General features: G+C 75.6%; 11 protein-coding genes. 5 read left to right on the plus strand and 6 right to left on the minus strand.

Annotation, left to right across the window (positions count from 1 at the left end; genetic code table 11):
- Positions 1–1,036 precede the first annotated feature (1,036 nt).
- The gene (locus ACQPXD_RS28220) at positions 1,037–3,385 is read left to right on the plus strand and encodes a HelD family protein (RefSeq protein ID WP_432824328.1); all 2,349 of its coding nucleotides are present in this window, start codon (positions 1,037–1,039) and stop codon (positions 3,383–3,385) included.
- 10 nt (positions 3,386–3,395) lie between these two features.
- On the plus strand, positions 3,396–3,755 hold the full coding sequence (locus tag ACQPXD_RS28225) for an ArsR/SmtB family transcription factor (RefSeq protein WP_432824329.1): 360 nt from the start codon (positions 3,396–3,398) through the stop codon (positions 3,753–3,755).
- A gap of 74 nt (positions 3,756–3,829) precedes the next feature.
- On the opposite strand, the gene ACQPXD_RS28230 is transcribed toward ACQPXD_RS28225, so the two are convergent.
- Both ACQPXD_RS28230 and ACQPXD_RS28235 read right to left on the minus strand, forming a co-directional pair.
- The gene (locus ACQPXD_RS28230) at positions 3,830–4,783 is read right to left on the minus strand and encodes an endonuclease/exonuclease/phosphatase family protein (protein ID WP_432824330.1); all 954 of its coding nucleotides are present in this window, start codon (positions 4,781–4,783) and stop codon (positions 3,830–3,832) included.
- Complete coding sequence (locus ACQPXD_RS28235) at positions 4,780–5,967, minus strand: winged helix DNA-binding domain-containing protein (RefSeq protein ID WP_432824331.1); 1,188 nt, start codon at positions 5,965–5,967, stop codon at positions 4,780–4,782. Before ACQPXD_RS28235 ends, ACQPXD_RS28230 begins: the two co-directional genes overlap by 4 nt.
- Positions 5,968–6,010: 43 nt before the next feature.
- Here ACQPXD_RS28235 and ACQPXD_RS28240 point away from each other — a divergent pair, with 43 nt between their 5' ends.
- Positions 6,011–7,690, plus strand: a complete 1,680-nt coding sequence (locus tag ACQPXD_RS28240; protein ID WP_432824332.1) for an acyl-CoA dehydrogenase family protein — start codon at positions 6,011–6,013, stop codon at positions 7,688–7,690.
- Here the strand turns inward: ACQPXD_RS28240 and ACQPXD_RS28245 are convergent.
- From ACQPXD_RS28245 to ACQPXD_RS28255, 3 genes are all read right to left on the minus strand, one after another.
- Positions 7,687–8,652, minus strand: a complete 966-nt coding sequence (locus ACQPXD_RS28245) for a tyrosine-type recombinase/integrase (RefSeq protein WP_432824333.1) — start codon at positions 8,650–8,652, stop codon at positions 7,687–7,689. The two genes, ACQPXD_RS28240 and ACQPXD_RS28245, sit on opposite strands and share 4 nt — an antisense overlap.
- Positions 8,653–8,663: 11 nt before the next feature.
- Positions 8,664–9,299, minus strand: a complete 636-nt coding sequence (locus tag ACQPXD_RS28250; RefSeq protein WP_432824334.1) for a class I SAM-dependent methyltransferase — start codon at positions 9,297–9,299, stop codon at positions 8,664–8,666.
- Between the two features lie 480 nt (positions 9,300–9,779).
- Positions 9,780–10,073 (minus strand): hypothetical protein, encoded by a 294-nt coding sequence (locus tag ACQPXD_RS28255; RefSeq protein ID WP_432824335.1) that lies wholly within the window; start codon positions 10,071–10,073, stop codon positions 9,780–9,782.
- A gap of 62 nt (positions 10,074–10,135) precedes the next feature.
- Between ACQPXD_RS28255 and ACQPXD_RS28260 the strand changes: the two genes are divergently transcribed.
- A complete protein-coding gene (locus ACQPXD_RS28260) occupies positions 10,136–11,305 on the plus strand; it encodes an NAD(P)/FAD-dependent oxidoreductase (protein ID WP_432824336.1) in 1,170 nt (389 codons plus the stop codon).
- Positions 11,302–12,189, plus strand: a complete 888-nt coding sequence (locus tag ACQPXD_RS28265) for an RNA polymerase sigma-70 factor (protein WP_432824337.1) — start codon at positions 11,302–11,304, stop codon at positions 12,187–12,189. The genes ACQPXD_RS28260 and ACQPXD_RS28265 overlap by 4 nt, the downstream gene beginning before the upstream one ends.
- Before the next feature lie 845 nt (positions 12,190–13,034).
- Here the strand turns inward: ACQPXD_RS28265 and ACQPXD_RS28270 are convergent.
- Complete coding sequence (locus ACQPXD_RS28270; protein WP_432824338.1) at positions 13,035–13,742, minus strand: thymidine kinase; 708 nt, start codon at positions 13,740–13,742, stop codon at positions 13,035–13,037.
- Positions 13,743–13,750: the final 8 nt, after the last annotated feature.

The following is a 13,750-nucleotide window of genomic DNA, read 5'->3' on the forward strand; positions in this document are numbered from 1 at the left end:
GCCGGCGTCGTCGCAGCGCACCACCGGCCCTCCACCGCGCTTCGCGCGAACCCGGGCAGGCTCGAGGGGCGGCGCCGGATCGTGGTGGGCCATGTCGGGCGGCCGTCGGCGGCTGCCGCAGGCCGGACGTCGACGGCAGCCGCTGGGGCGCGGCGGTCATCGTCGTAGCGCCCGACCGCGGCGCCCCCACGGCGCCCCCGCGCGCGCCGCCCGTGGGGCAGCGCGGCCGAGGCGGACGTCGCACTCGCCGGGTGCAACACCCAATCCGCGTGGCCGGGGCGGACATATAGCGGACGTATGTCTCCGTGATCATGATGCCCGCAATGGCGGCACCACGGGTTTGCCATGATCCCGGAGACTTGAGGTACACGGGGGTACATCAGCGCTCCGTGATCATGAAAAACCGTTGGTCTCGGCGGCAGGTACAGCATGATCGCGGAGACTTTCGGTCGCCGCGCCGCGCCCCGCCCAGTGCGTCGGGACGCGCGGGCCCGAAACGGGCGCCGGCGAGGCCGCGCCCGTCGATCAGGGGCGGGCGGGTCGCGCCGAGTGTCGAGCGGCACTGCGCGGACGGCGGACAGCAGCGCCGCGGAACGCGGCGGGTAGGTTGCCGCCGTGCACAGCGCGGGGCGGTGGCCCGATCCTCGCCTGGTGAGCGCGCCACGGACGCTCGCCGGGCCGGCGGCCGTGCGCATCGACCGTGCCGGCGTGCGGTCCTCGCCAGGCCGGCCCGAGGCGGGCGCCCCCGAGGCAGGCGCATGGCCCATCGCCCCCGACTCGGGCGCCCGCATGGCGGGCGTATGGCCCATGGCGGCCGACGCGGGTGCAGGGGAGATCGCCCCCGACGCAGGTGCAGAGGTCATCGCCGGCGGTCACCGGCAGAGCCGTGGTCCGGGGCGCGGCGCACCAACCGAGGGGGCCGCCACACGGAGTCGCATCGGGGCCGGGGGCCGGGCTATTGTAGAGCGTTCCGAGCAACAAAAAAGACGCCAAGAAGGCGTCCAACTGCGGGCAATGTTAGCCGACTGGAGACGGATTGTCAACTTCATCCGACACAGCCGACATCGTCGAGGAGCAGCGGCACCTGGACACGCTGTACGAGCACCTCGACGCGCTGCGGGAGGAGGCGTCCGCGCAGCTGACGAAGGCGTTGCTGCAGACCGGGGGTACGCCGGCGGACCGTTCGCACCGGGAGTCGGCCACCGCGCTGTACTCCGACCGGGTCGCGCAGTACAGCGCCGTCGAGAACGGGCTGTGCTTCGGGCGCCTCGACTTCACGAACGGGGCGAGCGGCGAGACGCGGTACATCGGGCGGATCGGGATCTTCGACGAGGACAACGACTACGAGCCGTTGCTGATCGACTGGCGGGCCCCGGCCAGCCGGCCGTTCTACCTGGCCACGGCGGCCGCCCCGGACGGGGTCCGGCGGCGCCGGCACATCCGCACCGCGCGGCGCAGGGTCACCGGGCTCGACGACGAGGTGCTCGACCTCGCCGAGGCGCACGGCACCGGGCGGGGCGCGCACGACGGCGTGACCGGCGAGGCGGCGCTGCTGTCCGCGCTCACCGCCTCGCGTACCGGCCGGATGCGCGACATCGTCGAGACCATCCAGGGCGAGCAGGACCACGTGATCCGCGCCGACCTCGGCGGGGTCCTCGTGGTGCAGGGCGGGCCCGGCACCGGCAAGACCGCCGTGGCGCTGCACCGGGCCGCGTACCTGCTGTACACCCACCGGCAGATGCTCTCGTCGCGGGTGGTGCTCATCGTCGGGCCGAACGCGACTTTTTTGCGGTACATCTCCCAGGTGCTGCCCTCGCTCGCGGAGACCGGCGTGCTGCTGGGCACGATGGGCGACCTGTTCCCCGGGGTTGTGGCGCACCGGGAGGAGCCCGCCGAGATCGCCGAGGTCAAGGGCCGCGCGGAGATGGCCGAGGTGCTGGCCGCCGCGGTCCGTGACCGCCAGCGGGTGCCCGCCGAGCCGATCACGCTGCGCCTGGACCTGCTCGACGGCGGTACCGTCATGCTCGAACCGGCCGTCATCGAGGACGCCCGCGAGCGGGCCCGCCGCTCCGGCAAGCTGCACAACCTGGCCAGGCCCAGGTTCGACACCGAGATCGTGCACGCGTTGTCGCTGGTGGTCGCCGACACGATCGGGCTCGACCCCTACGCCGACGACCCGCTCGGCGGCGACGACGCCCAGGGTGAGGCGCAGCTGCTCGACGAGGCCGACCTGGCCGAGATCCGCCGCGAGCTGCGCGGCGAGGCCGAGGTCCAGGGCGTGCTCGACTGGCTGTGGCCGATCCTCACCCCGCAGCAGCTGGTCGCCGGGCTGTTCGCCTCCGCCGCGCGGCTGGAGGCGGCCGGCGCCGACCCGCGGCTCAAGCGGGCGCCGGGCGAGGGCTGGACGCCGGCCGACGTGCCGCTGCTCGACGAGGCCGCCGAGCTGCTCGGCGAGGACGAGACGGTGCTGGAGATCCTGGCCGAGCGCCGCCGCCGGCAGCAGGTCGCCTACGCGGAGGGCGCGCTGGAGATCGCGTTCGGGTCGCGCTCGATCGACCTGGAGGACGAGGACGACCCGGAGCTGCTCAGCGTCAACGACCTGCTCGAGGCCGACCGGCTCGCCGAGCGGCAGGACGACAACGAGGCGCTGAGCCCGGCCGAGCGGGCCGCCGCCGACCGGCGGTGGGCGTTCGGGCACGTGATCGTCGACGAGGCGCAGGAGCTCTCGGCGATGGCGTGGCGGCTGCTCATGCGGCGCTGCCCGAGCCGCTCGATGACCGTCGTCGGTGACGTGGCGCAGACCGGCGACCTGGCCGGGGCGTCGTCGTGGGCGGAGGTGCTGCGGCCCTACGTCGGGGACCGGTGGCGGTTGCGCGAGCTCACCGTCAACTACCGCACCCCGGCCGAGATCATGGCGGTGGCCGCGGGCGTGCTGGCCGGGATCGACCCGGACGGTAAGCCGCCGCGGTCGGTGCGCCGGTCCGGCATCGAGCCGTGGGTCCGCGGCGTCGCCCCGGCCCGGCTCGCCGACGCCCTGGCCGAGGCGGTCGAGCGGGAGGCCGAGGAGGCCGGCGAGGGACGGCTGGGCGTGCTGCTCCCGGCCGGCGTTTTCGACGATTTGGTACCCCATGTGCTCAAGGCCGCCCCCGACGCCGCGCTCGGCGCGGAGCCGGACCTGACCGCGCGGGTCGTGGTGCTCACCGTGAAGCAGGCGAAGGGCCTGGAGTTCGACGGTGTCGTCGTGGTCGACCCGGAACGCATCGTCGAGGAGTCCCCGCGCGGCGCCAACGACCTGTACGTGGCGCTCACCCGCGCCACGCAGCGCCTCGGCATCCTGCACCCGGGGACCCTGCCCGAATCCCTGCATGCCGTGATCGGCATATAAACTCGGGAGGGTGGCAACGCCCTTCGACGTCCTGGCCGAGCCGACCCGCCGCCGCATCCTCGACGCGCTGCTGGACGGCCCGCAGCCGGTCGGGGCGCTGACCGACCGGCTCGGCCTGACCCAGCCCGGCACCTCGAAGCACCTGCGGGTGCTGCGGGAGGCCGGGCTGGTCCGCGTGCGCACCGACGCGCAGCGCCGCTTCTACGAGCTGCGCCCGGAGCCCCTCGCCGAGGTCGACGCCTGGCTGGCCCCCTACCGCCGGCTCTGGCAGCGGCACCTGGACCGGCTCGAGGCCGCCCTGGCCGAAGAGGAAAGCCGGGAGCGTGATGGGTCGGACTCCAGCACGCTCACCGAGCCGTCTGGAGCCTAGCAACCCCTCGACCGGCCCCTTCGCGCGCGGGGTCCACCAGCGCCTTCGGCCCCGGGGCCGCCCCGCCGGGCGGTCTACCCGGCCGGGGGCCGCAGGACGAGCTCGGCGACCACGGCACGGTGGTCGCTGCCCGGGGTGCGGCGGGTCCCGAACTCGCGGACCCCGATCCGGCGGTCGGCCAGGACGTGGTCCAGGGTCACCGGCGGCGTCCAGAACGGCAGGGTCACCGTGCGGTACGGCCACGTCGGGTGCAGGCCGCGGCCCCGGGCGGCGGCCGCGTCGCGGTAGCCGGCCCGCAGCAGCCGCCGCAGCGGGGCGTGGTCGAGGGTGGCGTTGAAGTCGCCGAGCAGCACCCGCGGCGGGGCGTCCGGGTCCGGGACCGGCTGGGCGGCCAGCTGCGCCGCCCACGTGCCGGTCCGGCCCGGGCGCGGCGGATACGGGTGGGCGCACTCCACCAGGACCGGGCCGGCGCCCGGCACGTGCACCGTGGCCAGGGCCTGCGTCATCGGGATCCGCTCCAGGGTGCGCACCCCGGGCTCGTCGATCGGGTGCCGGCTGAACAGGCCGGAGCCGGCGCCGCCGGGGGCCGGGCTGACCACCCGGTGCGGCAGCAGCGCGTCCAGGCCGGCCGCGGCCAGCGCGGCCAGGCCGTCGGCGGTGAGCTCCTGCACCGCCAGGACGTCGACGTCGTCGACCTTCGCCTGGTCGACCAGGGCGGGGCCGGCGCCGGTGCCGAACAGCAGGTTGGCGCTCATCACCCGCAGCCGCACCCCCTCGCCGGGCGGCGGGGCGGGCACGAGCCGCGGCGCGACCAGCGCCGCCAGGGCGAGCCCGCACGCCAGCAGCGCGGCGCCGGGCGCCGGGAAGCCGGTGGCGAGGCCGGCGACGCCGGCGGCGACGCCGAAGACCGCCGCATAGGGGGTGTACGTCACCAGCTGCACCAGCGGCGTGCCCCGCGCCACGCCGAGGGCCCGCACCGCCGTGAACGCCGCCGCCAGCCCCGCGGCCACCCAGAAGACGACTGTCACGCGACGACGGTACCGGCGTCCGCGGCGAGCTTGCGCTCCAGCGGGGCCCGGAACCGGGGCGTCACCCGCACCTCACCCAGCCACTCCCGCAGTTGCCCGGCGGCGCGGGTGACGGCGCGGCGGGTGGCCGCCGGCACCTCCTCGACCAGCTCCCACACCACCCGCCCGCCGGGGGTCTGGGCCCAGCCGCCGACGACGCGGCCGTCGGCCCAGACCGTCGGGCCGGCGTTGCCGGTGCGGTCGAACAGCGCGGGGGCGTGCTGCCCGAGGTACCACTGCCGGGTCTGAAACCCCATGACCGTGGGGTCGAGGGCCGGCAGCAGCGCCACCCACGGCCCGGGCGGCGGCTCGGGGGCGGTGTCGCCGGGCAGCACGAACCCGGTCTCGCCGCCGTCGAGGCTCACCTCCTGCGCGTCGAGAGCGCGCAGCGCGGCCCGGGTCGCGGTCATCGTCCAGCCCGTCCACCACTTGAGGTCGGCGGCGGTGCCCGGGCCGAACCGGGCCAGCCAGGCCCGGGCCAGCTCGGTGCGGGCGTGCGCCGGGTCGAGCTCGGGCAGCGGGCCGGGCAGCCAGTCCGGCAGGCACGACCAGGCGTACTGGGTGGACAGCCACGAGCCGAGGGGGCGGCCGCGCACGATGCGGCCGTCGGCGGCGAGCAGGAGCAGCAGGCGGCTGGTGAGGTACTGCTCGCCCTGCGGCAGCCGGATCACGCTGCGCAGCCGCGGCTCGTCGGCGGCGAGCTGGGCGGCGGTGGCGCTGCCGCGGCGGGCGAGGGCCCGGTAGGTGGACTCCTCGACCGCGGCGAGCCAGGCCGCGTCGCCGAGACCGCTGTCCGCGAGGTGCTTGAGCAGGAGGCGGCGCTGCTCGGCGGCGACCGCGCGGGTGGCGGCGGCCTGCACGACCGGGGCGAACCCGGCCGGTATCACGAACATCGTGCGGCGCATGCCCAGCATCCGCAGCAGCGTGCGCCGCTCGTAGATGGCGTCGGAGAGCGTGCCGGTCAGGGGCGCGTGCAGGCGGGCGGCGACCGACAGGTACACCGTCGCCGGGTCGGTGGCGTGCAGCGCGACCAGGTCGGCGGCCACGTCCTCGGCGCCCTTGCCCGGCTCGACCGGGCCGGCGAGGCCGTGCCGGCGGGCCAGGCGGGCCCGGCGCTGGGCGGTGTCGATGTGCGGGAGGGTCACGGGGTCCAGTATCCCGAACGTACCGGGCGGTAACCTGAGGGGCATGACGCGTTTCGTGCAGACCGGGCCGTCGCTGCGCGACCCCTACACCACCGACCCGCAGCTGCGCGGCTGGCTCGACCGGCTGCTCGGCGAGGACGGCCACGCCGCCGCCAAGCACCGCCTCGCCGAGCTCTCCGCCGAGGTCCTGGGGCCGCTGCGGGCCGCGCACCACGACGCCGAGACGCACCCGCCGGTCCTCACCCGCTTCGACGGGTGGGGCAACCGCATCGAGCGGGTCGACACCTCGCCCGGCTGGCAGGCGCAGCGGGCCGCCGCCGCCCGGCACGCCGTCGTCGCCCTGCCGTACCTGCCCGACGCCCGCGCCGCCTGGGGCCCCGGCGCCCGGGTCGTCCAGCACGCCCTGCTGCACCTGTGGGGGCCGGAGTCGGCGACGTTCTCCTGCCCGGTCGCCATGGCCGACGGCGCCGCCGCCCTGCTCACCAGCACCGGCACGCAGGGCGGATGGCTGGCCCGGCTGGTCGCCACCGACCCCGCCGCCGCGGTCACCTCCGGGCAGTGGATGACCGAGTCGCAGGGCGGCTCCGACATCGCCCGCTCCACCACCACCGCCCACCCCGACGGCGCCGGCGGCTGGACCCTCACCGGCGACAAGTGGTTCTGCTCCGCGATCGACTCGGCGATGGCCGTCGCCCTGGCCCGCCCCGACGGCGCCGGCCCCGGCAGCCGCAACCTGGTGCCGTTCCTCGTGCCCCGCTACGCCGCCGACGGCGTCAGCCCCGCCCCCGGCCTGCAGGTGCTGCGGCTCAAGGACAAGCTCGGCACCCGCGCCGTGCCGACCGGCGAGGTCCGCCTCGACGGCGTGCCCGCCCACCCGCTCACCGACCCGGCCGAGCCCGGCCTGGCCGCGATGATGACCCTGGTCGTCGTCACCCGGCTGCACAACGCCGCCGCCGCGGCCGGCGGGATGCGCCGCGGCCTCGAATACGCGCTCAGCTACGCGGCCGGGCGGACCGTGGCCGGGGGCCGGCTGGACGGCAACCCGCTGCACCGGGCCACCCTCGGCGGCCTCGCCGTCGACGCCGCCGGCACGTTCGCGCTCGCCGCGCACGCCTTCGCGCTGCTGGGCCGGGCCGAGCACGGCGACGGGACCGCCGCCGCCGAGCTGCGCCTGGCCGCGCCCCTGGCGAAGCTCACCACCGGCCGGCTCGCCGTCGCCTCCGCCAGCGAATACCTGGAGTGCTTCGGCGGTGCCGGTTATGTCGAGGACACGGGGGTACCGCGGCTGCTGCGCGACGCGCAGGTCCTGCCCATCTGGGAGGGCACCACCAACGTGCTCTCCGTCGACGTGCTGCGCGCACTGGCCGCCGGCGACGGCGCCGCGCCGCTACTGCACCGGCTCACCGCGGCCGCCGACGCCGGCACCCACCGCCTGCCCGGGGTCGCCGAGGCCCTCGCCGCGGCCACCGCCCGCCTCGCCCAGGACGCGGCCACCGCCGCCGCCGACCCCCGCGACCCCCGGGTCGTGGCCGGGGCGCGGGAGCTGGCGCTGCGGCTCGGCCACGCGCTGACCGCGGCGCTGCTGGTCGAGCACGCGGCGTGGGCGGCCGACCGCGGCGACGAGCGCCCGGCCCTGCTGGCGTCGCTGTGGATCCTGCGCCGGCTCGGCCGGGCCGACGTCTCGGCCGACCTCCACACCCACCTCGACGCGCTGGTCTCCTAGGGTTTGGTACGGCGGGAGCGCGCCGCGGCGAGCGTGTAGGACGGGTCGCGGTCCAGGTTGTGCCGGTCGCGGTCGTAGCGGCGGGTCGTGCGCGGATCGGCGTGACCCATCGCGTCCTGCACGTCCTCCAGCGGTACCCCTTCGTCCCGGGCGGCGGTGGCGAACGCGTGGCGCAGCGAGTGCGGCGACAGCCGCTCCCACGCCGGCACGCCCGCGTCCCGGGCCAGCCGCCGCACCAGCCGGAACACGGCGTGCCGGTCGACCCGCCCGCCGGTCGCCGTGGCGAACAGCGGCCCGGGCGCGTCGCCGCGCACCTCGAGGTACCCCTCCAGGTGCCGCAGCACCGCCGGGGTCAGCGCCCGCCGGCGGGGCTTGCCGCCCTTGCCGGTGAACCGCACCGTGCGGTGGCCCCGCTCGGCGCCGAGGTCGTCGAGGTCGAGGGCGACCACCTCGCCGACCCGCAGCCCCAGGTCGGCCAGCAGCGCCAAAACCACCCGGTCCCGGGCCGCGGTCGGCCCGTCCAGCCGGTCGGCGGCGGCGAGCATCGCGTCGACCTCGGCGGCGCTCAGCCCGACGGTCGCCGACACGTCCCGCGCCACCCGGGGCCGGTCCGCGCCGCCGACCGGGTTCGCGGTCACCGCCTCCAGCCGCAGCAGGAACGCGTACCAGCTGGACAGCGCCGACAGCTTCCGGGCCACGCTGGCCGGGGCGAGCGGCCGCCCGCTGCGCGCGTCGACGGTCGCCTCGAGCTCCCGGGCGTAGGCGTTGACGTGCAGGAACGAGGCCCGCAGCGGCTCCAGGCCGCGGCCGGCACACCAGCCGAGCCACTGCTGCACGTCGCGGCGGTAGGCGGCCCGGGTGTGCGCCGACAGCCGCCGGTTGGCCAGCCAGCCCTCGGTGAAGTCGGTGAGGCCGCCGCCGGCCACGGGCAGGGCCGGCGGGATGCGCGAGGGGGTCGTCATCGCCGCCGAGTTTAGGGATTGACCGCCCACACCGTGGTGCGCTTCACCGGCGTGTCCTCCAGCGTCGCCGGTACCGGCACGTCGTACTCGGCGAGCAGGGTCAGGTGCTCCTTCGGCAGGTACGCCCGGCCCGGGTCCCCGACCAGCACGGTAGCGCCCGCGGCGGCGGCCCGGCGCAGGTAGCCGAGCATCCGCCGGGTCATCTCCCGGCTGTAGAAGACGTCCCCGGCCAGCACCACGTCCTCGCCGGGCTCCTGCTCGAGCACGTCGGCCAGCAGCGCGGTCACCGCCACCCCGTTCGCCTCCGCGTTGACGCCGATCGCGGCCACCGCCAGGGGATCGATCTCCACCGCGGTCACCCGCGCCGCGCCGGCCTTCATCGCCGCGATCGCCACCAGCCCCGACCCGGCGGCCAGGTCCAGCACGCCCCGCCCGGCCAGCACCGCCGGGTGGTCGAGCACGTAGCGGGCCAGGGCCTGCCCGCCCGCCCACGCGAACGCCCAGAACGGCGGCGCCAGCTGCGCGCCGTGATCGGATTCGGTCCGCTCCCACAGCTCGATGGCCTCCTCGGCCAGCCGCAGGTGTACCTCGGGAGTCAGCGGCACCGCCGACAGCCGCGTGTTGGCCAGGACGAAGTCGGTGGTCATCGCCCCGGACGGTACCAAGCCCACCTGTCACCCCTGCGTGCGACGCCCCGGACCGGCCCGCGACGGTACCGTCGCGGCATGCATTTCGCCTGGATTGTCCTCGGCCTGTCGGTGGCCGTGCTGACCCTGCTCGCCCTGTACGCGGGCCGCTTACGCCGCAAGAACTGGTAGTTGTCCACCGCCCTTCCACCCGGTCCCGCGCCCGTGCTGGGCTTGCGGGCATGGCCACGGGCATAAGGTCCATCCATGGGCATGCCGTCCGCCGCGGGGATCGCGGCCGCATGAATCCGTCGATACTGCGGGACAAGGCGTTCAACGGCTACCTGGCCTATCGGATCCCGCACCGGCTCGACGACCGGGTCGATCTGAACGCCGGGGCGGGCGTATGTCTCCGTGATCATGATGCTCGCGTGGCCGCACCGCGGGTTTGCCATGATCCCGGAGACTTTCGGTACACGGGGGTACATCAGCGCTCCACGATCATGAAAAACCGTTGGTGTCGATGCCCCGGTGGGCATGATCACGGAGACTTCCGGTCGCTGCGCCGGGCCCCGCGGCGGGGAGGCCGAAGCGGGGCAGGGCGGTGTTGTCGAAGCGGGTCACCGCGGAGATGCGGGAGCCGGACAGGGTCAGCGTGATCAGGCCCGTGGTGTGGCGGCGGCCGGCGAACGCCGGGAGGTAGGCGGCCAGGGCCGGGGCGCCGTTGGCTGGAGCGGCGGAACGCCGCGCTGCTGCCGGCCGGCTGAGACCGCCGTCACGGCCGGGGCGTGTCACGCCCGCGGGCCCCGCACCCATCACCTGGTCGGCAACCGATCCGACAGACTTGGAGGACGACGATGCGAGTGGTGGTGCTGGGTGCGGGGTACGCGGGAATGAGCGCCGCGGTGCAGCTCGCGGCCCGCACGAAGGGCCGCGGCGACGTGGAGGTGAGCGTGGTCGACGCGCACGAGCGGTTCACCGAGCGGCTGCGGCTGCACATGGCGGCGACCGGGCAGCCCCTGGCCCGGTACGGCCTGCGGGAACTGCTCGGCAACGCCGGCGCGCGGTTCGTGTGCGGGCGGGTGACGGCGGTGGACCCGGCGGCCCGGACGGTCCGGCTCGGCGACGGCCGCGAGCTGGGCTACGACACGCTGGTGTATGCGCTCGGGTCCGGCGCCGACCTGGGCGCGGTCCCGGGCGCCGGAGACCACGCGTACACCCTGGACAGCCTGCGTGACGCGGAACGGCTCGCCGACGGGCTCGGCCGGCTCACCGGCGGCCCGGTCGTGGTCTGCGGCGGCGGCCTGACCGGCGTCGAGGCGGCCGCGGAGCTCGCCGAACGGTACCCGCGGCTCGGCGTGGTACTGCTCGGCCGGGACGAGCCGGGCGCCGGGCTGCACCCGCGGGCCCGCGCCTACCTGGCCGCGGCGCTGCGGCGGCTCGGCGTCGACGTACGGGCCGGCGTGGAGGTGGCGAAGGTACTGCCGGACGCGGTCGAGCTGGCCGGCGGCGAGCGGGTGGCCGCCGGCGCGGTGCTGTGGGCGGCCGGCACCCGGGCGGCACCACTGGCCGCGGCGGCGGGGCTGGCCGTCGACGGGCTCGGCCGGATCGTGACCGACGCGGCGCTGCGCTCGGTGTCGCACCCGGACGTGTACGCGGTCGGCGACGCGGCCGCGATCCGGCAGGGCTACGGGCTGATGCACGGCACCTGCCAGAGCGGCATGCCGACGGGGGTCCACGCGGCGCTGTCGATCGTGCGGCAGCTGGCCGGGCGGGCTCCGCGGCCGTTCCGGTTCGGGTACTACCACACGCCGGTCAGCCTCGGCCGTCGCGACGCGGTCGTGCAGTTCACCCGCCCCGACGGCCGCCCCCGCCCGCTGCTCCTGACCGGGCGGGTGGCGGCGCGGTACAAGGAGACGGTGAGCGCCGCGCCCTGGCCGACCTTCGCCCGCATGCTGCGCCTGCCGGCGTCCGGCGCCTGGTGGCCCCGCGGCGGCCGGTACACCCGCCGGGAGGCCGCGGCGTGAGCGACGACCCGTTCGACGTGCACCGGCGGCTGCTGTTCTCGGTGGCGTACCGCATCCTCGGCTCCGCCGCCGACGCCGAGGACGCCGTGCAGGACAGCTGGATCCGCTGGCAGGCCGCCGACCGCTCGACCGTCGCCGATCCGCGCGCCTACCTGGCCCGGGTCGTGGCGAACGTGGCCCTGGAGCGGCTGCGCTCGGCCCGGCGGCGGCGCGAGACCTACGTCGGGCCGTGGCTGCCGGAGCCGATCCTCACCACCGGCGACGCGGCCGGCCCGATCACCGACGCCGAGTCGGTGTCGATGGCGATGCTGGTCGTGCTGGAGACGCTCAGCCCCCTGGAACGGGCCGTGTTCGTGCTGCGGGAGGTGTTCGACTTCAGCCACGCCGAGATCGCCGCGGCGGTGGAGCGCTCCGAGGAGGCGGTGCGCCAGGCCGCGCACCGCGCCCGCGAGCACGTGCGGGCCCGCCGGCCCCGCTTCGCCGCCGACCCGGCCCGGCAGCGGCAGGTCACCGAGCGGTTCCTGGCCGCCGCGCGGGGCGGCGACGTGAACACCCTGCTGGAGCTGCTCGCGCCGGACGTGACCCTGTGGACCGACGGCGGCGGGAAGGTCCGGGCCGCGCTGCGCCCGATCGCCGGCGCGGACCGAGTCGCCCGCTGGTTCGCCGGCGTGGGCAACGTCGCCTACGAAGGGGTTGCGCCGTCCGACATGCGCGCCGAGCCAGCCGAGCTCAACGGCGGCCCGGGCGTGGTCTTCCGCGGCCCGGGCCGGGTGATCGCCACCCTGACGTTCGAGCTGGACGCCGACGGCCGGATCGCCACGGTGTACAACGTCGCCAACCCGGACAAGCTGAGCGCGGTCCAGGACGCCGCCGACCGACCGTGACACTGTCACTGTCACTGTCACTGTCACGGTCGCGAGCCGCGCCGTCCCTGGCCCAGACGGCGGGCGCTGCACCCCGCGCCGCGCAGGGACCGGAAGTCTCCGTGATCATGCGCAACCGGCATCGACACCAACGGTTTTTCATGATCGTGGAGCGCTGATGTACCCCCGTGTACCGAAAGTCTCCGGGAACATGGCAAACCCGGTGTGCGGTCACCGCGGGCAGCATGATCACGGAGACATACGTCCGGTCCGGTCGCGCGGATCGCAGGTTGCGCCCGCCTGGTGCGACATCCGCACCGGGGGGCGGCGCCGATGACCGCTTGTGTTCCGCCGGTGGCCATGCGCCGGGCGCCGGGCATCAACCAGCACGATCAGGCGCCTGGCCTCCATACATCACACCAGCGGACGTGATCCCGCCCCGGTCGCGGGCGAGCTGGGCACCGCCGCGGAGAACCGTGACAGTGTCACGGTCGAAACGGTGACACTGTCACCGTCGAAAACCGTGACAGTGTCAGGTGACAGTGTCGCGGGTTGACGGTGACAGTGTCGCGGTTGAGCCGCGGCGTCCCTGGTCAACAAGGATCACGAGGATCGTGCGACGCCGCGGAGAACGTGACAGTGTCGCCGTCGAAACCGTGACACTGTCACCGTTGACGGGCCCTGCGGATCGTGCGGCGCCGCGGAGAACCCTGACACTGTCACGGTCGAAACGGTGACACTGTCACCGTCGAGAACCCTGACACTGTCAGCGTCGAGAACCGTGACAGTGTCACGGTCGAAACGGTGACAGTGTCACGGTCGGCGGGCGATGCGGCCGTAAGGACGGGACGCGGCAGCGCGGGCGGTCAGACCAGCCGGAGCTGGCCGCCGGTGCGGGCGGCGGGGCCGAGGTCGCCGACGCGGTGGTGGCGGCGGCACAGCACCTGGTAGTGCACGTCCCGCGGCGGGGCGGTGTCCGGCACGCCGGTGGTGTCGCCGATCACCACCTGGTCGCCCTGGCGGGCGATCACGCCGTCGACGACCCGGGCGTTGAGCAGGCCGGGGCGGCCGCACCAGCACAGTACCTCCACCTGCACCTTGGTGACCTCGTCGGCGAGCTCGAAGAGCCGCCGCGCGGCCGGGAACAGCGCGGTGCGGAAGTCGGTGGCCAGGCCGAAGGCGTAGACGTCGACGTCGGAGGTGTCGACCAGGTCGGCGAGCTGCTCGATCTGCTCGACGGTGTAGAAGCTGGCCTCGTCGCAGATGAGGTAGTCGACCCGGATGCCGCGGGCCCACCGGTCGCGGACCAGGGCCACCAGGTCCAGGCCGGCCACGTCGACGGCGTCCTTGCCCAGGCCGATGCGGGTGGACAGCCGGCCGGGGCCGGCCCGGTCGATGGTGGTGAGGACCAGGCCGTGGCGGCCCTGCCGGGCATGGTTGTAGTCCATCTGCAGCGCGAGGGTGGACTTGCCGCAGTCCATCGGGCCGTAGAAGAACTTCAGCCGGCCGCCGCGGCGCAGGCGGCTGTCGCCGGCGGCCACGCAGGCGTCCGGGTCGTCGTCGGTTGGGGTCACGGCGTGGA

This window comes from Dactylosporangium sp. CA-092794 (genome assembly GCF_050948465.1).
In the GTDB taxonomy this organism is placed as follows: Bacteria; Actinomycetota; Actinomycetes; order Mycobacteriales; family Micromonosporaceae; genus Dactylosporangium.